At 31.4% G+C, this 19045-nt stretch carries 16 protein-coding genes; 12 read left to right on the forward strand and 4 right to left on the reverse strand.

Annotated features, from left to right (window positions below; translation table 11 throughout):
- From mnmG to glmU, 10 genes are all read left to right on the forward strand, one after another.
- Complete coding sequence (gene mnmG / locus BCHRO640_RS00015) at nucleotides 1-1899, forward strand: tRNA uridine-5-carboxymethylaminomethyl(34) synthesis enzyme MnmG (protein ID WP_015344310.1); 1899 nt, start codon at nucleotides 1-3, stop codon at nucleotides 1897-1899.
- Between the two features lie 712 nt (nucleotides 1900-2611).
- The gene (atpB, locus tag BCHRO640_RS00020; RefSeq protein WP_015344311.1) at nucleotides 2612-3421 is read left to right on the forward strand and encodes a F0F1 ATP synthase subunit A; all 810 of its coding nucleotides are present in this window, start codon (nucleotides 2612-2614) and stop codon (nucleotides 3419-3421) included.
- Nucleotides 3422-3460: 39 nt separating this feature from the next.
- Entirely contained in the window at nucleotides 3461-3700 is a 240-nt protein-coding gene (gene atpE / locus BCHRO640_RS00025; protein ID WP_015344312.1) for a F0F1 ATP synthase subunit C, read from the forward strand.
- Between the two features lie 58 nt (nucleotides 3701-3758).
- Nucleotides 3759-4241 carry a F0F1 ATP synthase subunit B gene (gene atpF, locus BCHRO640_RS00030; protein ID WP_015344313.1) on the forward strand — a complete coding sequence of 161 codons (483 nt, stop codon included), beginning with the start codon at nucleotides 3759-3761 and terminating at the stop codon, nucleotides 4239-4241.
- Nucleotides 4242-4787, forward strand: coding sequence for a F0F1 ATP synthase subunit delta (locus tag BCHRO640_RS00035; RefSeq protein ID WP_015344314.1), 546 nt, complete (start codon nucleotides 4242-4244; stop codon nucleotides 4785-4787).
- 35 nt (nucleotides 4788-4822) lie between these two features.
- The gene (gene atpA, locus BCHRO640_RS00040; protein ID WP_015344315.1) at nucleotides 4823-6364 is read left to right on the forward strand and encodes a F0F1 ATP synthase subunit alpha; all 1542 of its coding nucleotides are present in this window, start codon (nucleotides 4823-4825) and stop codon (nucleotides 6362-6364) included.
- Between the two features lie 32 nt (nucleotides 6365-6396).
- On the forward strand, nucleotides 6397-7263 hold the full coding sequence (gene atpG / locus BCHRO640_RS00045) for a F0F1 ATP synthase subunit gamma (protein ID WP_015344316.1): 867 nt from the start codon (nucleotides 6397-6399) through the stop codon (nucleotides 7261-7263).
- Between the two features lie 30 nt (nucleotides 7264-7293).
- On the forward strand, nucleotides 7294-8682 hold the full coding sequence (gene atpD, locus BCHRO640_RS00050; RefSeq protein ID WP_015344317.1) for a F0F1 ATP synthase subunit beta: 1389 nt from the start codon (nucleotides 7294-7296) through the stop codon (nucleotides 8680-8682).
- Nucleotides 8683-8719: 37 nt separating this feature from the next.
- The gene (locus BCHRO640_RS00055) at nucleotides 8720-9154 is read left to right on the forward strand and encodes a F0F1 ATP synthase subunit epsilon (RefSeq protein WP_015344318.1); all 435 of its coding nucleotides are present in this window, start codon (nucleotides 8720-8722) and stop codon (nucleotides 9152-9154) included.
- Nucleotides 9155-9284: 130 nt separating this feature from the next.
- The gene (gene glmU, locus BCHRO640_RS00060; RefSeq protein WP_015344319.1) at nucleotides 9285-10673 is read left to right on the forward strand and encodes a bifunctional UDP-N-acetylglucosamine diphosphorylase/glucosamine-1-phosphate N-acetyltransferase GlmU; all 1389 of its coding nucleotides are present in this window, start codon (nucleotides 9285-9287) and stop codon (nucleotides 10671-10673) included.
- Between the two features lie 227 nt (nucleotides 10674-10900).
- On the opposite strand, the gene mnmE is transcribed toward glmU, so the two are convergent.
- The 4 genes from mnmE to rpmH all read right to left on the reverse strand — a co-directional run bounded on the left by mnmE (nucleotide 10901) and on the right by rpmH (nucleotide 14806).
- Entirely contained in the window at nucleotides 10901-12313 is a 1413-nt protein-coding gene (gene mnmE, locus BCHRO640_RS00065) for a tRNA uridine-5-carboxymethylaminomethyl(34) synthesis GTPase MnmE (RefSeq protein ID WP_015344320.1), read from the reverse strand.
- 74 nt (nucleotides 12314-12387) lie between these two features.
- The gene (yidC, locus tag BCHRO640_RS00070; RefSeq protein WP_015344321.1) at nucleotides 12388-14304 is read right to left on the reverse strand and encodes a membrane protein insertase YidC; all 1917 of its coding nucleotides are present in this window, start codon (nucleotides 14302-14304) and stop codon (nucleotides 12388-12390) included.
- Nucleotides 14283-14630, reverse strand: a complete 348-nt coding sequence (rnpA, locus tag BCHRO640_RS00075) for a ribonuclease P protein component (RefSeq protein WP_015344322.1) — start codon at nucleotides 14628-14630, stop codon at nucleotides 14283-14285. Before rnpA ends, yidC begins: the two co-directional genes overlap by 22 nt.
- A gap of 23 nt (nucleotides 14631-14653) precedes the next feature.
- Nucleotides 14654-14806: a 50S ribosomal protein L34 gene (gene rpmH, locus BCHRO640_RS03305; RefSeq protein WP_011282570.1), complete on the reverse strand. Its 153-nt coding sequence runs from the start codon at nucleotides 14804-14806 to the stop codon at nucleotides 14654-14656.
- 342 nt (nucleotides 14807-15148) lie between these two features.
- Between rpmH and dnaN the strand changes: the two genes are divergently transcribed.
- Together dnaN and gyrB are read left to right on the forward strand one after the other, a co-directional pair.
- Nucleotides 15149-16252, forward strand: coding sequence for a DNA polymerase III subunit beta (dnaN, locus tag BCHRO640_RS00080; RefSeq protein WP_015344323.1), 1104 nt, complete (start codon nucleotides 15149-15151; stop codon nucleotides 16250-16252).
- 310 nt (nucleotides 16253-16562) lie between these two features.
- The gene (gene gyrB, locus BCHRO640_RS00085) at nucleotides 16563-18977 is read left to right on the forward strand and encodes a DNA topoisomerase (ATP-hydrolyzing) subunit B (protein ID WP_015344324.1); all 2415 of its coding nucleotides are present in this window, start codon (nucleotides 16563-16565) and stop codon (nucleotides 18975-18977) included.
- Nucleotides 18978-19045 lie beyond the last annotated feature (68 nt).

Raw genomic sequence — 19045 nt, forward strand, 5'->3', positions numbered from 1 at the left:
ATGTTCTATCCCATTCATTTTGACGTTATTGTTGTTGGAGGAGGTCATGCTGGGACAGAAGCGGCTTTGGCTTCTGCTAGGATGCAATGTAATACGCTTTTGATTACTCATAATATTGATACTCTTGGACAGATGTCTTGTAATCCGGCCGTTGGCGGCATAGGGAAAGGACATTTAGTGAAAGAAATTGATGCGATGGGTGGATCGATGGCTTATGCTATCGATCAATCAGGAATTCAATTTAGAGTACTTAATAGTAGTAAAGGAGCTGCTGTTAGAGCAACACGTGCTCAGGCAGATAAAATATTATATCGTCAAGCAATACGTAGTATTCTTGAATATCAAAAATTTTTGTTGGTTATTCAAGCGTCAGTAGAAGATTTAATAGTTAGCGGGAACAAGATTGTTGGAGTAATTACTCCAAAATTAGGAATGAAATTTAGTGGCACGTCTGTTGTTTTGACAACCGGAACCTTTCTCAATGGTAAGATTCATATTGGGATGAATAATTTTAGAGGAGGTCGATCTGGAGATTCGGAGTCATCGTCATTGTTATCAGAGCGATTGAAAGAATTGTCTTTGCAGATTAGTCGGTTAAAAACGGGTACTTCTCCTCGTGTGCATACCAAAGGGATAAATTTTGGTTCTTTACGTGCGCAATATAGTGATGATCCTATTCCTGTGTTTTCATTTATAGGATCTACAAAACTACATCCTACGCAGGTGCCTTGTTATATTACCCATACTAATAACAAAACACATGAAATAGTTAGATCAAATTTATATCAGAGTCCTATGTATACAGGTTTAATAAAAGGAATAGCACCTCGGTATTGTCCATCTATAGAAGACAAAATAACTCGTTTTTCAGATCGTAATGCTCATCAAATTTTTTTAGAACCTGAAGGTTTGACAACACCTGAAGTGTATCTGAATGGTATTTCTACTAGCTTACCTTTTTGTGTACAAATGCAAATGATTAAATCAATTCAGGGATTAGAGAATGCTTGTATAATTAGGCCAGGATATGCTATTGAATACGATTTTTTTGATCCTCGTGATTTAAAATTAACATTAGAGAGTAAAATTATTTCTGGATTGTTTTTTTCTGGTCAAATTAATGGTACTACTGGTTATGAAGAAGCAGCTGCCCAAGGATTATTGGCCGGAATTAATGCAGCTAGGTTTTCCCAAAATAAAGAAGGATGGTACCCTAGAAGAGATCAGGCATATTTAGGGGTGCTTGTAGATGATCTCTGTACACATGGAACAGAAGAACCTTATCGTATGTTTACTTCACGTGCTGAATATCGTCTGTCTTTACGTGAGGATAATGCTGATTTAAGATTGACTGAGATCGCGCGACAGTTAGGTTTGATAGACGAGTCACGATGGAAAGCTTTTTGTTGCAAAAGAGAAAACATTGAAAAAGAACGTCAGAGATTACGTAATACTTATATTTTCCCGTATAGCTCAGATGTTGCACAATTAAATAATTTTCTTAAAACACCTTTAACACATGAAACAAATGGCGAAGATCTGTTGAGAAGGCCAGAAATTAATTATAAAAAGTTATCTCAACTAAGTACTTTTAGTCCATCTATATTGGATCGTCAAGTATTCGAACAAATTGAAATTCAAATAAAATATGAAGGTTATATTCGTCATCAACAAGAAGAAATAAAGAGACATATTTATAATGAAAATACATTGTTACCGACTGACATAGATTTCAATATTGTTTCTGGATTATCTCAGGAGGTCATCGATAAACTCAATAATTATAAACCTTATTCTATTGGGCAGGCTTCTCGCATTTCTGGTATAACTCCTGCGGCTATTTCTAATTTATTGGTTTGGTTAAAAAAACAAGGTTTGTTAGAGCACAATACATGCTAATCTGTTGAATAATGAATTTTCTATTAATCAAGGTATTATTTATTTCCTGTATAGGGTGTTTGTGATTGTTACAATATGAAGAGAGTTGGTCGTGTAGAAAACCGGTATATTTATGTCTTTTCCAATAATAGTTTTATAGAGATAATAATAGTAATTAGATTATTTTAATGGGTTTGTTATGTATGGTACTATTTTTAATATTATACGGTTGTTTATACGTATCTAAATTTTGCGCTTTGAATTTTTTTGAAAATAGGATTATACTGAGTTTTTAGTTGTATACAAGTGTACTATTTCATAGTATTGAATAAATATACGTGCCGTACTAATGGTTATTAATTACAAGATAAATGACTTGTCGACCGAACTATAGTTCGGTCGTGTGTTTGTTTCTGTAAGTTGTAACATATTATGTGAAATTTACTAATTAATTCATAGTGCCATTTTAATTCTCTTGTATTGCATTAGTATATGGTTGTGTAAAAAGAGAGAGTGTTCTTGTTATTTTCTATTAGTACTAATTTTTTAAAAGTTGATGCAGGCACTGTCGTTCTGCTCGGATACAACATCATTGTAAGTTATATATAATAATGATTTAGAATTTCGACATGTTAGTGACATGTTGTATATCGAGGTTGTAATGTTGCATTATACAAGAACATTGTAAAATATTTATAGTATATTGCAGCCAATATTTTTTGAAAGGTGGTTTATGTCAGGAATCAAAGGCACTTCCCAAGAATATATTGGACATCATTTATATCATCTGCAATTTGATTTAAGTACTTTTTCGTTAGTGAGCTCGGAAAATACTTCTTCATTCTGGGTATTAAATGTAGATTCGATGTTTTTTTCAATATTATTGGCTATTTTATTTTTATTAATTTTTGGTCGTTTGGCTACAGTGGCAACTTATGCGGTTCCCACAAAACTACAAGTGTTTATTGAGTTAGTAATATTGTTTATTGATGACAACGTAAAAGATATGTTTCATGGTAAAAATAAACTAATTGCGCCATTATCTATGACGGTTTTTGTTTGGATTTTTTTAATGAATGCAATGGATTTATTTCCCATAGATTTATTTCCTGCTATAGCTAAATTGTTAGGATTACCTGCTTTACGCGTTGTGCCGTCTGCCGATGTGAATATCACTTCTTCGCTAGCTTTAAATGTATTTGTACTTGTTATGTACTACAATATTTACGTTAATGGCGTTCATGGTTTTATTAAAGGACTGATGTATCATCCATTTAATCATCCAACGTGTATTCCTATTAATTTTATTATTGAAGTTGTTAGTTTGTTATCTAAACCAGTATCACTTAGTCTTAGATTATTTGGAAACATGTATTCTGGTGAGTTGATTTTTATTTTGATATCTGGTTTATTACCATGGTGGGGACAATGGGTTTTAAATTTACCATGGGCTATTTTTCATATTTTAGTTGTTACATTACAGGCTTTTATTTTTATGGTTTTAACGGTGATTTATTTATCTACAGCCCATGACTCCTGTTAAAATGAATAATGTAATACAGAAGATTGCAGAGAGGTTATTATGGAACATTTAAATTTTGATATGTTATATATTGCTGCAGCAATAATGATGGGATTAGCAGCAATTGGAGCGGCTATCGGTATTGGCATCTTAGGTGGTAAATTTTTAGAGGGGGCTGCGCGTCAACCAGATCTCATTCCGATTCTTCGAACTCAGTTTTTTATTGTCATGGGATTGGTTGATGCAATACCAATGATTACTGTGGGTCTTGGTTTGTATGTGATGTTTTCTGCGGTTTAACAATGAAAATTAATTGAATGTATTTATTATATGATTATTAAATATCAGGATTTGCGCTGTGAATCTTAATGCAACAATATTAGGTCAAACTATTTCATTTGTTTTGTTTGTTTGGTTTTGCATGAAGTATGTGTGGTATCCATTTATATCTATTATTGAGAAACGCCAAAAAGAAATTTCTGATAATTTAGTTTCTGCTACTCATGCTAAAACAGAATCTGAGCGTGTCAATGCTGAAGCTTTGCTTTGTTTGAGACAGGCTCGGGTCAAAGCTCAAGAAATTATAAAACAAGCAAATAAATGTAAAATGCAAATAATTAATGAAGCCAAACATGAAGCTGAAAAGGAGCAAAGTAGAATTTTATCTCAAGCTCGAGAACAGATTATTTATGAAAGAAAACGTGTTACTGACGAATTAAGAAAGAAAATTAGCAAACTTGTAATTGAGGGTACAGAGAAAGTTATAGAACATTCTATAAATGAAATGATTGATATAGATCTTTTAAATAATATTATTAATACGTTGTCATATGAGGATTAGATGTCTAGTATGCTTGTGGTTGCGCGTACGTACGCTCAAGCTATATTTGATATAGCTGTAGAAAAGAAAAATATAAACAAGTGGAAATCAGTTCTTGATTTATTTTCTGAGATTAGTCTGAATAGACTAGTACAATCTTTATTTTTTAGATGTTTAGACCCAAAAAGATTGTCAGATATATTTATTGCTATTTGTGAAGATTATCAAAAGAAGAAAGTTGATACCTTTAGTAAAAATATAATCTATATTATGGCGGAAAATAATCGTTTATTACTATTACCAATTGTATTTAAAGAGTTTACTTATTTATGTTCTATATATGTTCATACTGTAGAAATAGAAATTATCTCTGCTTGGCCTTTGAAGTATAATCAGCTGAAAAAAATTACTGATATAATGGCTAAACGTTTATCTAAAACAGTGAATCCAGTACACAAAGTAGATAAAGATATATTGGCTGGTGTAATTATTCGTATTGGAGATACTGTGATTGATGGAAGTATACGTGGACGTATTTTTCGCTTAAATCACGTACTACAATCTTAATATTTTAACAGTAGTTACAAGGTAAAAACAAGATTATGCAATTAAATTCAAATGAAATTAGTAAATTAATTAAGCGACGTATTGCCCAATTTGATATAACGTGTGAGATTCGTAATGAAGGTACTATTACTGCTGTAGGTGATGGAGTAATCCATATACATGGATTGACTAATGTCATGCAAGGTGAAATGATTGCTTTGCCATCAGATCAGTTTGCTGTAGCATTGAATTTAGAACGTGATTCTGTCGGTGCTGTAGTTATGGGTTCATATTTAAATTTGTCTGAAGGAATGGTGGCAAAATGCACAGGAAATATATTAAGAGTTCCAGTAGGAACAGCGTTGTTGGGAAGAGTAGTAAATGCATTAGGGGTCCCTGTGGATAATAAAGGAGTCATACAATGTTCCTGTTATTTTCCGGTAGAAGCTGTTGCTCCTAGTGTAATTGATCGCAAATCGATAGATGAACCTATTCAAACAGGATATAAGTCTGTCGACTCTATGATACCTATTGGACGTGGTCAACGTGAATTAATTATAGGAGATCGTCAAACTGGAAAATCTGCATTAGCAATTGACGCTATTATTAATCAGCGTTATAGCGGGGTTAAATGTATTTATGTTGCTGTTGGTCAGAAGGCAACAACTGTAGCTAATGTTGTAAAAAAACTAGAAGAACATCGTGCGTTGTCTAATACTATTGTGGTTATTGCATCTGCTTCTGAATCAGCTGTATTACAATATTTAGCTCCTTATTCTGGATGTGCTATGGGAGAATATTTTAGAGATCTCGGGGAAGATGCATTAATTGTATATGATGATCTTTCTAAACAAGCGATCGCTTACCGTCAAATTTCTTTATTACTACGACGTCCTCCTGGGCGTGAAGCATACCCAGGGGATATATTTTATTTACATTCTCGTTTGTTAGAACGAGCTTCTAGGGTTAGTTCTGACTATGTGGAGCGGTGTACTCACGGAAAGATAACAGGAAGAACTGGTTCATTAACTGCAATACCTATTGTTGAAACTCAAGCTGGAGATGTTTCTTCGTTTATTCCGACTAATGTTATTTCGATTACTGATGGTCAGATTTTTTTAGAATCTCATTTATTTAATTCAGGAATTCGTCCTGCGGTAAATCCAGGTATTTCGGTATCGAGAGTTGGAGGATCTGCTCAAACTAATATCATGAAGGTATTATCTGGAGGAATTCGCACTGCTTTAGCTCAATATCGTGAATTAGCTGCTTTTTCTCAATTTGCTTCAGAACTAGATGATGTTACTCGAAAGCAATTGCAGCATGGTCAAAAGGTAACTGAATTATTAAAACAGAAACAATATGCACCCATGACTGTTTCATGTCAATCCATCATTTTGTTTGCAGCAGTGCATGGTTATTTAGAAGATGTTGAGGTTTCAAAAATAAGTGATTTTGAGTCTGCATTAATATTGTATATGACTTATACGGAAAAGGAGCTGATTAAAAAAATTGATCATGATGGTGTATATAATATTGATATTGAAAATAAATTTAAAAGTATTCTTGAGACTTTTAAATCAAATCAATCTTGGTAAACTCAAATGCGTTATCGTTGTGGAATAGGAATATGTCTGGTTTGAAAGAAATACGCGGGAAAATAAATAGCATTCGCAATATACAAAAAATTGCCAAGGCTATGGAGATGATTTCTGTTGCTAAGATTTATCAAACTCAGAAACGTATGTTAATAAGTAAACCATATGCGGAAACTATTCGTAAAGTAATTGATCATATTTCTTCAGGGACATTAGAATATAAACATTCTTATTTTTTAGAACGAAAAATTCAATCTGTTGGTTACTGGGTAGTTTCGACAGATAGAGGATTAACAGGAGGGTTGAATATTAACTTACTTAAAACATTATTGCATGATTTTAACAAATGGAGTAACGAGGGAATAACGATTAGATTAGCTATTATTGGGTCAAAGGGTGCTTCTTTTTTACGCTCCATAAAGCAAACAGAGATAGTCAGTTGTGTTTATGGAATTGGAGATGCTCCTAAAATGTCAGCTCTAATTGGGTCTGTGAGAGTAATGTTGCAGTTGTATGATAATAATCAGATAGATAGATTATATTTAGCGTACAATAAATTTATTAATACCTTAACTCAGAGTCCTCAGATCTTACAGATTCTACCAATCATTTCCTCAAAAAACTCTATATTAAAAACTAAATATTGGGATTATTTATATGAACCTGATTCTAAAGTTTTGTTAAACAGTTTATTACAAAGATATATTGAATCACAAGTTTACCAGGGAGTAGTAGAAAATTTAGCTAGTGAACAATCTGCTCGAATGATGGCGATGAAGACAGCTTCGGATAATGGAGAAGTTATTATTAATGATTTAAAGTTATTTTATAATAAAGCTAGACAAACTAAAATTACAGAAGAACTTACAGAAATTGTTTCAGGAGCTTCTGTAATATAAACTTAAAAGATAGTTAGAGGTATAATTAATATGAGTTCTGGAAAAATTGTCCAGGTTATTGGAGCAGTGGTTGATGTTGCGTTTAATCAAGATGTAGTACCGACTGTATACCATGCGCTTGAGGTGCATATTGATAGTTTTAATAAAAAGTTAATATTAGAAGTAGCGCAACAATTAGGTGGAGGCATAGTACGTTGTATTGCAATGGGTAATACTGATGGATTACGTCGTGGGTTAGTAGTAATTAATTTAAAACACTCTATTGAAGTTCCGGTAGGAAAAGAAACTTTAGGTCGTGTAATGAATGTATTAGGTGAACCAATTGATATGAAAGGACCAATTAAAGAAAAAGAAAAGTGGTCTATTCATAGATCTGCTCCACTTTATTCCGAATTATCTACTGACCAAGATCTTTTAGTTACTGGTATTAAAGTAATTGATCTAATGTGCCCGTTCTCTAAAGGAGGAAAAATAGGTCTTTTTGGAGGAGCAGGAGTTGGAAAGACCGTAAATATGATGGAACTTATTCGTAATATTGCTGTAGAACATTCTGGTTACTCAGTATTTGTTGGTGTTGGGGAGCGCACTCGTGAAGGTAATGATTTTTATAACGAAATGATAAACTCTGATGTTATTAATAAAGTTGCTTTAGTATATGGTCAAATGAATGAACCGCCTGGAAATAGATTACGTGTGGCTTTAACTGGTCTTACTATGGCGGAAAAATTTAGAGATGAAGGACATGATGTATTGTTATTTATAGATAATATATATCGTTATACTCTTGCTGGGACTGAAGTTTCTGCATTATTGGGGCGTATTCCATCGGCAGTAGGATATCAATCTACGTTGTCAGAAGAAATGGGTATTTTACAAGAACGTATTACTTCTACAAGTTTAGGATCAATTACTTCTGTGCAAGCAGTGTATGTTCCTGCAGATGATCTTACAGATCCATCTCCTGCTACTACTTTTTCGCATTTAGATGCAACTATAGTTTTAAGTCGTCAAATTGCTGCTCTTGGTATCTATCCTTCGGTAGATCCATTAGATTCTAATAGTCAACAATTAAATCCGCTGATTGTAGGGCAAGAACATTACAATGTGGCTCGTGATGTAAAGTCTATCCTTCAACGTTATCAAGAGCTTAAAGATATTATTGCGATTTTAGGTATGGATGAATTATCAGAAGAAGATAAATTAATAGTATTACGTTCGAGAAAAATTCAACGGTTTTTATCACAACCTTTTTTTGTTGCTGAAGTATTTACTGGATTCTCTGGTGTATATGTTTCTTTAAGAGATACTATTCAAGGATTTAAAGAAATTATAGAAGGAAAATATGATCATATTCCAGAGCAAGCATTTTATATGGTAGGCACTATAGAAGAGGTTATAAAAAAAAATAAAATGCTTTAAATTTTTTATTTTATTGATAAAAGGTCTGGATATCAGAATGTCTGAATGTACTTATTACTTAACTGTTGTTTCTGTTGAAAGAGAAATATTCTCTGGCGTAGTTCGTAAAATTCAAGTAACAGGTATTGAAGGTGAAATGGGTGTTTTTCCAGGTCATACTCCGTTACTTACGTCGATTAAGCCAGGAGTATTGCGCATAGTAAAATCACATGATAATGAAGAATATATATATATATCTGGAGGTATACTTGAGGTTCAAAGAAATATAGTGACGATATTGGCGGATACAGCCATCCGAGCGGAAGAATTAGATGAAAAAAAAGCCAGAGAAGCTAAACATGAAGCTGAAAAACATATTAAGAATTATCGCCATAGTTCTGATATAGATTATATTAAAATAACTTCAGATATATCTAAAGCTATTGCAAAACTTAGATTAATGGAATTAACTAAAAAAAATAAGTATATGTAACTAGTAATAATATTTCTATTTGTTGTATAAATAATTTTTCTGTTTATGTATATGTAGTTATATGTTTAATGTAATAAAAATAGTTTATAACCAAAAATAAGAATCACAAAAATATATAAAGATAAAGATTATGTCGTATATTAATTTCAGCGCGATTATCCTTGCTGCCGGTAGAGGTAATAGAATGTTGTCTGATACACCAAAGGTGTTGTACCAAATTGGTGGTAAGTTTATGTTACAACATTTGATTGATTCTGTAATGCAGGTAGGTGTGAGCTCCATATATGTAGTGCATGGATACAAAGGAGAAATGATAATAAAAGAAATTAATACGAATCAATACAAAATTCCTGTATATTGGATATTGCAACATGATCTTATTGGGACCGGAGATGCTGTTCAGAGAGTGTTACCTTTCATCAGTGATGATGAAGAAGTTCTTGTTTTATATGGTGATGTTCCTTTTGTTTCTTATAAAACATTACAACGATTGCATAGCATTAAATCCCAATGTGATATAAGTATGTTAACTGCTACGCTATCTAATCCAAAAGGATATGGGCGTATTGTTCGGAACCAGGAAGGGAGTGTTGTTAGTATCATAGAACATGACGACATCATTAATGATGATCAAAAAAAAATTAAAGAAGTTAGTACTGGTATTTTTATTGCTATTTCTAATCATTTAAAGTGTTGGTTAAGCACATTAACAACTCATAAGTCAAAAAATGAATTTTATTTAACAGATATAATTCAGATAGCTCATCAATCAGGTTACAGTATACATACCATGTGCCCTGATGATACATTTGAAATCATGGGAGTAAATAGTAAATCAGATTTCGTTAATTTAGATAAACAATATCAACAAAGACAAGTACAATGTTTATTATCATCAGGGTTGATGATTATTGATCCAAATAGGTTTGATTTAAGAGGAACGTTAGTACATGGGAAGGATGTGTACATTGATATAAATGTGATCATTGAGGGGCATGTTTCTTTGGGGAATAGAGTTAAAATAGGAGCAAGTTGTATATTGAAAGATACGATAGTTGCAGATGATGTAGAGATATACCCATTTTCAATTATTGAAAATACAACAATAAGTTTCCAAAGCAAAGTTGGACCATTTGTTCGGTTGAGACCAGGAACTGAATTAAAAGAAAAAAGTCATGTGGGAAATTTTGTAGAAATAAAAAATACCCGATTGGGAGAGCAATCCAAGGTTAAACACCTTAGTTATTTAGGTGATGCAGAAATTGGTAATCAAGTAAATATCGGAGCTGGCACTATTATTTGCAATTATGATGGCATGATGAAACATCAAACTATTATTGATGATGACGTTTTTATTGGAGCTGATAGTCAGCTGGTAGCTCCAATCACTATTGGAAAAAATGTAACTATTGGAGCTGGAACTACAGTAACTCGAGATGTGGCAGCTAATGAAACTATTATTAGTAGGATACGACAATTTTCCATTTTAAATCGGAAGCGATTAAAAAATAAAAAATAAAATTATTTTTTGTTTAAGAATTGTTCGCCAATCAAACATTATATAATGTAGCTTATTCAGAAATTATTTCTTTCTATATTTTTATCAAAGTGTATATGTTTGTTTGCATGTGTAGTCTATTCATTATTAATCTATAACCTATATGTAATCATAGCAAAGAAACGATATCATTCTTGAAATTTATATTTATAAAATATTATGAAAATTACTTATAAGTTCATAAATTATCATTTCCCAATACAGAATGTAGAGAATATTCTTTTTAATAAATCATCAGGAGTAAATTTTCCAAAAATTTTGCTTAATTCTTTATGTGCTAATCCAAGATCTTCAGCAAAAAGTTCATTGATTGACATAGTAGATAATAGTTGTGTTTGGGCAGACAAAAGGTATTTAGAAGATTTTTCAAGTGCATTTAAGTGACGTCTCCGCGCAATGAAATTTCCTTGATTTTCAGAAAGATTGCTGCAGCAATCTTGCTGTATTTTAGACTTGATATTATTACTTAAATATTCTTTTAATAAGTCTGTTCCATCATTAAATAAAGCCGATAACGTGATAATTGTATAATTATTTATTATACTAATTCCGATTTGATTTTTGGTTAAATCAGATTTATTATGTATAATTGTGATAGGGGGTTTTTTATTTTTACAAAACAGCACTTTTTCTACATGTTTTAATGTGATATCATTTTCCTTATTTGTTACATCGTTAGGATCAATTACCCATAATATATGATCTGCGTTACTTAATTCTTCCCATGTACGTTTCATCCCAATTTGTTCTATTTCGTTATCGCTTTTTTTTTGTAGCCCAGCAGTGTCAGTAATATGGAATGCTATTCCATTTAATTGGATATACTCATGCAATGTATCTCGTGTGGTTCCGGATATCGTACTTGTGATTGCTCTATCAATGCCAACTAATGCATTAAATAAACTAGATTTTCCAGCATTTGGTTTTCCAGCAATTACTATTTTTATCCCTTCACGAAGTAAAACACCGTGATAGGTTGATTTATACATTTTTTGTACATCGTTTATAATGTTCCTCAATTTTTTTTTTATATCTTCATATGGTATGATACTAATTTCGTCTTCTGAAAAGTCAATAGATGATTCTGCGTACATGCGTAGATTAGTAAGTTGTTCTGATATTATATATATTTTACGAGAGAAAATTCCTTGTAAAGAATTTGATGCTGATTTTGCAGCCTGATATGAAGTAGCATCGATAATATCAGCTATTGCTTCTGCTTGTACAAGATCTATTTTGTTATTTAAAAATGCTCGTTTTGTAAATTCTCCTGGATGTGCTATTCGAATATCAGAAGATGTTTTTAAAATACGTTCCAATAATATATCTAGGATTATTTGACCTCCATGCCCATGGATTTCTAGTATGTTTTCCCCGGTAAAAGAATTTGGTTCAGGAAAAAACAAGGCTATTACTCGTTCTAATATGGATCCGTCCGTGTCCAAAAAAGGTAAATATTCTGCTTTTCTGGGATTTGGTATTTTTCCTAACAATTTAGGAGCAATTTCAGGAACTGATTTTCCAGATATTCGTATAATTCCAATACCTCCACGGCCTGGAGGTGTGGAAATAGCAACTACTGTATCTATTGTATAGCTCATAATTTTTATTATACTTTAAAACATATTATAATGCGAAGATATACTTGAGTTATAAATTTTTTTGAATATTTTTATTAGTTATTTTTATTGTATAATCCTCGTTTTTCTAGTTCATGATAAATCATGTATTGTTGAATAATAGTGATGATATTGCTTGCTATATAATATAATACTAAACCAGATGGGAACCATAAAAAAAATATAGTAAAAATGATTAACATGATAGTCATCATTTTTTTCTGTATCGCATCAGTAATTGTAGTCGGCGACATTTTTTGTATAAAAAACATAGTAATTCCCATTAATATCGGTAATATGTAATAAGGATCCTGAGCAGATAAATCATGAATCCAGAAAGCAAATTCAGCGTGCCTTAATTCTACAGAACCTGATAACATATAATATAAAGCTAAGAATATTGGCATTTGGATTAATAAAGGTAAGCATCCCCCCAATGGATTTACTTTTTCTAACTTATATAATTCTATAGTTTTTTGATGGTATTGATATTTATCGTGTTTATATTCTTCTTGTATTATAGACAATTTAGGTTGTAGCATACGTATTTTTGCCATGGAAGTATATTGTGCTTTAGTTAAAGGATACATGATTAGACGTATAATTAATGTTATTATAATAATAGATATTCCCCAGTTTTCTATGTAACTGTAAATAAAGCTCAATAATTTAAACAATGGTTGAGAAATAAACCACAACCATCCGTAGTCAACTAATAGATCTAAATTTGGAGCTATTTCTTTCATTTTTTCTTGAATTTTTGGGCCTATCCATAATATAGATTGGAATTTACCTGTTTCTCCTATCGGGAGATCTATTGAATTAGATTGAAAACCTATAGAAGCGCTATTATTGTTATGGTAGGTAGTATAAAATGTATTATTCCCTTGAGTAAGAGGAATCCAAGCTGTCGCAAAATATTTTTGCGACATTGCTATCCAACCTTTAGAAGTATTAATTTTTAAATTCATATTTTTTATATCTTTAAAGCTGTATTTTTGATATTTTTTTTTATCAGTAGAGTATGCTGGTCCTCGATAGGAGTATAAAGGAAAATTATCTCCGTTATCGCTGTTATTATGTGATTTGGGATAATGTTCGGATTGTACTATATTACCAAATAACTTAATTTTTAATGGATAAGTGCTCATATTATTTACGGTATAGAATACATATATGGAGTAATCATTTCTATGAAAAATGTAATTCTTAGTATATGTAATCCCATCAGAAGCGTAATGCGTTAAAGTTAATTGTAATTTATTTTCATTTTTTGGTATGGTATATAAACTTTTATCAGTTGCGGTAGTATATAAAAATTTTTTATTATATGATTGGTCTGGTATGTTTTCAGTTATTAGTCCGCTGTTTGTTTGATATGTAAATGCTTGTGACGTACTTAAGAGATGAAAAGGTTCTTTAGAATGTAAATTCTCTAAATAATTCACGAGATATGCCTCTTCAATATCTCCTCCATAAGTATTTATTTTGAGTAACAACACATCTGTTTTTACAGTAATCACATGACTTGTATGATGTACATATTTTATTGCATCATTATCTTCAGAACGAATTAATGGATATGTATTTTCATGTATATTTATTTTTTGAATATTAGTTCTCTGATGATATTCTGTTTGCCATATTTGCCATAGTATAAACGACATAATTAAAAAAGCTATCACAAAGAAATTACGTTGCGAATCCATGTTGATTATGTCCTGAATATGTGAATGTGAATAATATTTAAAATCTTCATTGTTATTTAAAGTTAAAGGATGGCATTGCAATATACGAATACATGTCATCCAGATACCTCGTAATACCCCGAATTTATGTATTGATTCCACCCCATATTGAGAACATGTTTTTTGAAAACGACAATGATGACCCAATATAGGACTAACACTGATTTGGTATCCATATATCAGCCATATTATGCTTTTTTCTATTAACACAAATGGTGATACCATAATTTTTCGAGTTCTTGTATCAATGTTTTATTTTTGTAATGAATAATCTCTTTTGAGCGAATAGTTAGAACAAAGTCTTTAGCTAATAAGTTATGTTGACATGTACGAAAAGTTTCACGAATATGTCTCTTTATTCTATTGCGTTCATGAGCATACTTAACATATTTTTTTGAGATAGCTAGCCCAATACGAGGATACCCTAATCGATTGGATCGACTGAACAAAGTGATTCCAGTTGTTTTGATGCGTTCTGGATTTTGAAATACAAAAACAAACTCATTTAAATTTAACAATCGTGCCTGTTTAGGTAAAAATTTTCTATTCATTTGGTTGCTGCACTAATAAAATTTTAGTGAATATTTAAAACAGATACAACCAATCGAACGCGCCCTTTAGACCTACGCCTTGATAATATTTTACGGCCTTGTCTTCTTGACATTCTTACTCTAAACCCGTGCGTTCTATTGCGTTTTAATATGGAAGGCTGAAAGGTGCGTTTCATATTTACATTCTTGTGTATTTATTTGATAATGAGAATAAAATTATTTAATTATTGCTATCTAATTATTATATGCTGATAATTGAAACTCATATTATAGGATATAGTATATAAAGTCAAAATATTTAAAGTTTGTTTTATTATATTTAATAATAATTATTTTCTTAAGAATAGCACTAATGGAGGTAATTACTTGTATGGATATGTTATTCAGTTTTTAATGTGTTAATGTGTTTATGTTTCAATTGTACATATTATACTGTCGCGATATGTGTTTGAGATTTTTAAAGTGATATCACATTGTCATGTGATTATTCGAAATGTTGTGTTTTACTGAGTTTGGTTATGAATTTTGTAATAGATAGGAAATTATTATATCAATCTTTGCAAAAAGTAGTGGGCATTCTTAGCGGACGCCCGAGAATGCCCATATTAACTCATGTGTTATTAGAAGTGAATGATAATTGCTTATGTATTACTGCTACAGACTTAGAAATAGAGATAACAGTTCGTGTTATATTACAAGATAAATATCCCATTGGGTCTGTGATAGTACCAGGGCGTAAGTTTTTTGAAATTTGTCGTAGTTTATCTGAATCATCAAAAATCTCCATAGTATCAAAAGACAAAAAACTGATTATTTGTTCTGGATGTAGTAAATTTTATTTATCTACTTTTTCTTCGTTAGATTTTCCTAAATTAGAAAAATGGGGTAATAATCTAAAATTAGTTATATCCCAGGCTATTTTAAAAAAAATGATTGAATTAACCCAATTTGCTATGGGCCATCAAGATGTACGTTATTGCCTAAATGGCATATTATTTGAAACTAAAGAACATATTTTGCGTATTGTTGCGACAGATGGACATCGATTAGCAAGTTGTGAAATAACTATGGATTTATTATTACCCAATCAATCATCGATTATACCTCGTAAAGGAGTTATCGAAATCTTACGTTTGTTAAACGTTAAAGAAAAATTAGTTAATATTCAAACAAATAGTAATAATCTCCGCATGGAGACAGAGAATTATACTTTTACTTCTAAATTGATTGATGCTGTGTTTCCAAATTGTCATGATGTTTTTATAAAGCGTTCAAAAAATGTTTTGGAAGTAGAATGCGGTATTTTGAAGCAGGCTTTAAAACGTGCAGCTATTCTTGCAAATGAAAAACTTCGTATCGTTCGATTTACATTAATTACTAATCAATTAAAAATAACCGCGCATAATTTTGAACATGAAGCATCGGAAGAAATTTTAGACGTTTTTTATGCAGGAAAGAGTATGAAAATATCTTTTAATGTAGATTATTTGATTGATGTTCTTCATGTAATGGATACTCAATTTTTACGGTTTTATTTGACAAGTGAAATATCCAGCGTGCAAATTGAGAGTACCGAGAAATGTCATGGAGCAACATATATTGTCATGCCAATTCGGATATAATAATGATTTACAGATTGTAACCTAACATGTATTTTAATGTTATCAAATGTGATTGAATTGATAGCACGCAGTAACAATAATACTAGAACATATAAATTATCTACGTGATTATATATTTAAAAATTAAAAAATGTAGGTCAGTATATTTTTCTTATGAAAATAAATATTTGTGTCATAAGAAATAATTATGTATACATGTATGCGTGTATATTTGGTAAATGTAATAGTTCGATTGGCGTTATCTTTGGTTATATGTATTTTTGAAAAAAATTAGTTCATATTATATGTGTATTTATACAGGAATAAGATCATGTTGAGTGCTTATGATTCTTCAAGTATTAAGATCTTAAAAGGGTTGGATGCAGTACGAAAACGTCCTGGGATGTATATTGGAGATACTGACGATGGAACAGGATTGCACCACATGGTATTTGAGGTAGTAGATAATGCTATTGATGAAGCTATTTCGGGGTATTGTAAAAAAATAGTAGTAATAATTCATCAGGATAATTCAGTATCGGTTCAGGATGATGGACGCGGTATTCCCACAGGTATACATGAAGAAGAAGGAGTATCTGCGGCTGAAGTTATTATGACTGTATTGCACGCTGGAGGTAAATTTGACAATAGTAATTACAAAGTATCAGGAGGATTACATGGTGTTGGAGTATCAGTAGTAAACGCATTGTCGGAGAGATTAGAGTTAGTAATAAAAAGAGATTTTAAAACCTACAAACAGGTTTATTGTGAAGGAAGGCCGTTATCACCTTTAGAAATTATAGGCGATAGCAAACATAGTGGCACCATAGTGCGATTTTGGCCAAGTCTTAAAACGTTTACGGGTAAGACTGAGTTTCAATATGATATTTTAGCTAGACGTTTTAGAGAGTTATCATTTTTAAATTCTGGAATCGTAATTATTTTGCGTGATTGTCGTAACGATAAAGAAGAAAATTTTCATTGTGCAGGTGGAGTGAAAGCTTTTGTAAAATATTTGAGTGTCAATAAAACACCAATTCATCCTAATATATTTTATTACTTAGGTAATAAGGGGGAAATTAATATAGAGGTTGCATTACAATGGAACGATAACTTTCAAGAAAAGATATATTCTTTCACTAACAATATCCCTCAACGGGATGGAGGGACTCATTTAGCAGGATTAAGAGCTGCGATTACAAGAACAATGCATTTTTATATGGATAAAGAAGGATATAATAGAAAAGTTAAGGTTGTAACCATAGGAGACGATGCTAGAGAAGGACTTGTTGCTATATTATCTATTAAAATACCGGATCCAAAATTTTCTTCTCAAACTAAAGATAAATTGGTGTCATCAGAGGTGAAAACTGCCGTTGAGTCATTAGTTTATGAAAAGTTAATAGAATTTTTTTTAGAAAACCCAATAGATTCTAAGAATATAATAAATAAAGTTATAGGGGCTGCTCGTGCTCGAGAAGCAGCGAGAAAAATTAGAGATTTGACACGTCGTAAGGGTTTGTCAGAGTTTTCAACACTTCCAGGTAAATTAGCTGATTGTCAAGAAAAAAATCCAGTTTATTCTGAACTATATTTGGTAGAAGGAGATTCTGCTGGTGGTTCTGCAAAACAGGGTAGAAATCGTAAAAATCAAGCAATATTACCACTTAAAGGAAAAATCTTGAATGTAGAAAAAGCACGTTTCGATAAAATGTTGACTTCTCAAGAAGTAATGACATTAATTACTGCTCTTGGATGTGGCATTGGCCCAAATGAATATAATCCAGATAAATTGAGATACCACAATATCATAGTCATGACGGATGCAGATGTTGACGGCGCGCATATCCGGACTTTGTTATTGACTTTTTTTTATCGCCAGATGCCAGAAATTATTGAAAGAGGACATATATTTATCGCGCAACCTCCTTTATATAAAGTTCAGAAAGGACGCCAAGAACGATATCTTAAAGATGAAGAGGCAATGAGTAAATATCAAATATCAATAGCAGTAGGTAGTTCTCGTTTTTACATTAATCCTGATGCACCTCCTTTGAAAGGAAAAATATTGGAACAATTAGTTTTTGAATATTATTTAATACAAAAAATTATTGTTCGTATGGAACATCAATTTCCCAGGATACTATTGAATAGATTAATTTATCATTCAGTTTTATCTGAGGAACAATGTTATTGTTATGAAAGCGTTAAAATATGGATGAGATCTTTAGTTGACTCTTTGAGTAGTTTTGAGGAATATGGCAGTAGTTACGATTTTGTTATTTTAAAACATCATGAGAATGAATATTTTGAACCCGTATTACGGATACGAACATATGGAATCAACATAGATTATGTATTAAGTATTGATTTTATTAAAAGTCATGAATATAAAAAACTAATATCTTTTGGAATGCAAATGAATGAATTGTTTCTTTCAGACGCATATATAGAATATGGGATATATCGTAAACAGGTACATTCTTTTGATCAAGCAATGGAATGGCTTATGCAAGAATCTAGAAAAGGATTAGTAATACAACGTTATAAAGGACTAGGTGAAATGAATCCAGATCAATTATGGGAAACAACTATGAACCCAAAAAACAGATGTATGTTGCGTGTCACAATAAAAGATGCGATAGAAGCTGATCATTTATTTACCACGCTCATGGGTGATTTAGTTGAACCAAGACGTGCATTTATTGAAAAGAATGCGTTAAAAGCAACAAATGTAGATTACTAAATTATAAAGATAATTTTTTTATATGAATTTTATATAGAAAAATGGTTTCGTGAGTCAATAGATTGTTA

The organism is Candidatus Blochmanniella chromaiodes str. 640 (assembly GCF_000331065.1).
Lineage (GTDB): Bacteria > Pseudomonadota > Gammaproteobacteria > Enterobacterales > Enterobacteriaceae > Blochmanniella > Blochmanniella pennsylvanica.

Bases quoted from the DNA above. Each gene is read 5' to 3' on its own strand.
- atpE (WP_015344312.1), top strand. From the start codon at position 3,461: ATGGAACATTTAAATTTTGATATGTTATATATTGCTGCAGCAATAATG.
- BCHRO640_RS00035 (WP_015344314.1), top strand. From the start codon at position 4,242: ATGTCTAGTATGCTTGTGGTTGCGCGTACGTACGCTCAAGCTATATTT.
- rnpA (WP_015344322.1), bottom strand. From the start codon at position 14,630: ATGAATAGAAAATTTTTACCTAAACAGGCACGATTGTTAAATTTAAAT.
- dnaN (WP_015344323.1), top strand. From the start codon at position 15,149: ATGAATTTTGTAATAGATAGGAAATTATTATATCAATCTTTGCAAAAA.
- mnmG (WP_015344310.1), top strand. From the start codon at position 1: ATGTTCTATCCCATTCATTTTGACGTTATTGTTGTTGGAGGAGGTCAT.
- BCHRO640_RS00055 (WP_015344318.1), top strand. From the start codon at position 8,720: ATGTCTGAATGTACTTATTACTTAACTGTTGTTTCTGTTGAAAGAGAA.
- gyrB (WP_015344324.1), top strand. From the start codon at position 16,563: ATGTTGAGTGCTTATGATTCTTCAAGTATTAAGATCTTAAAAGGGTTG.
- atpG (WP_015344316.1), top strand. From the start codon at position 6,397: ATGTCTGGTTTGAAAGAAATACGCGGGAAAATAAATAGCATTCGCAAT.
- atpB (WP_015344311.1), top strand. From the start codon at position 2,612: ATGTCAGGAATCAAAGGCACTTCCCAAGAATATATTGGACATCATTTA.
- atpD (WP_015344317.1), top strand. From the start codon at position 7,294: ATGAGTTCTGGAAAAATTGTCCAGGTTATTGGAGCAGTGGTTGATGTT.
- mnmE (WP_015344320.1), bottom strand. From the start codon at position 12,313: ATGAGCTATACAATAGATACAGTAGTTGCTATTTCCACACCTCCAGGC.
- glmU (WP_015344319.1), top strand. From the start codon at position 9,285: ATGTCGTATATTAATTTCAGCGCGATTATCCTTGCTGCCGGTAGAGGT.
- atpA (WP_015344315.1), top strand. From the start codon at position 4,823: ATGCAATTAAATTCAAATGAAATTAGTAAATTAATTAAGCGACGTATT.
- yidC (WP_015344321.1), bottom strand. From the start codon at position 14,304: ATGGTATCACCATTTGTGTTAATAGAAAAAAGCATAATATGGCTGATA.
- rpmH (WP_011282570.1), bottom strand. From the start codon at position 14,806: ATGAAACGCACCTTTCAGCCTTCCATATTAAAACGCAATAGAACGCAC.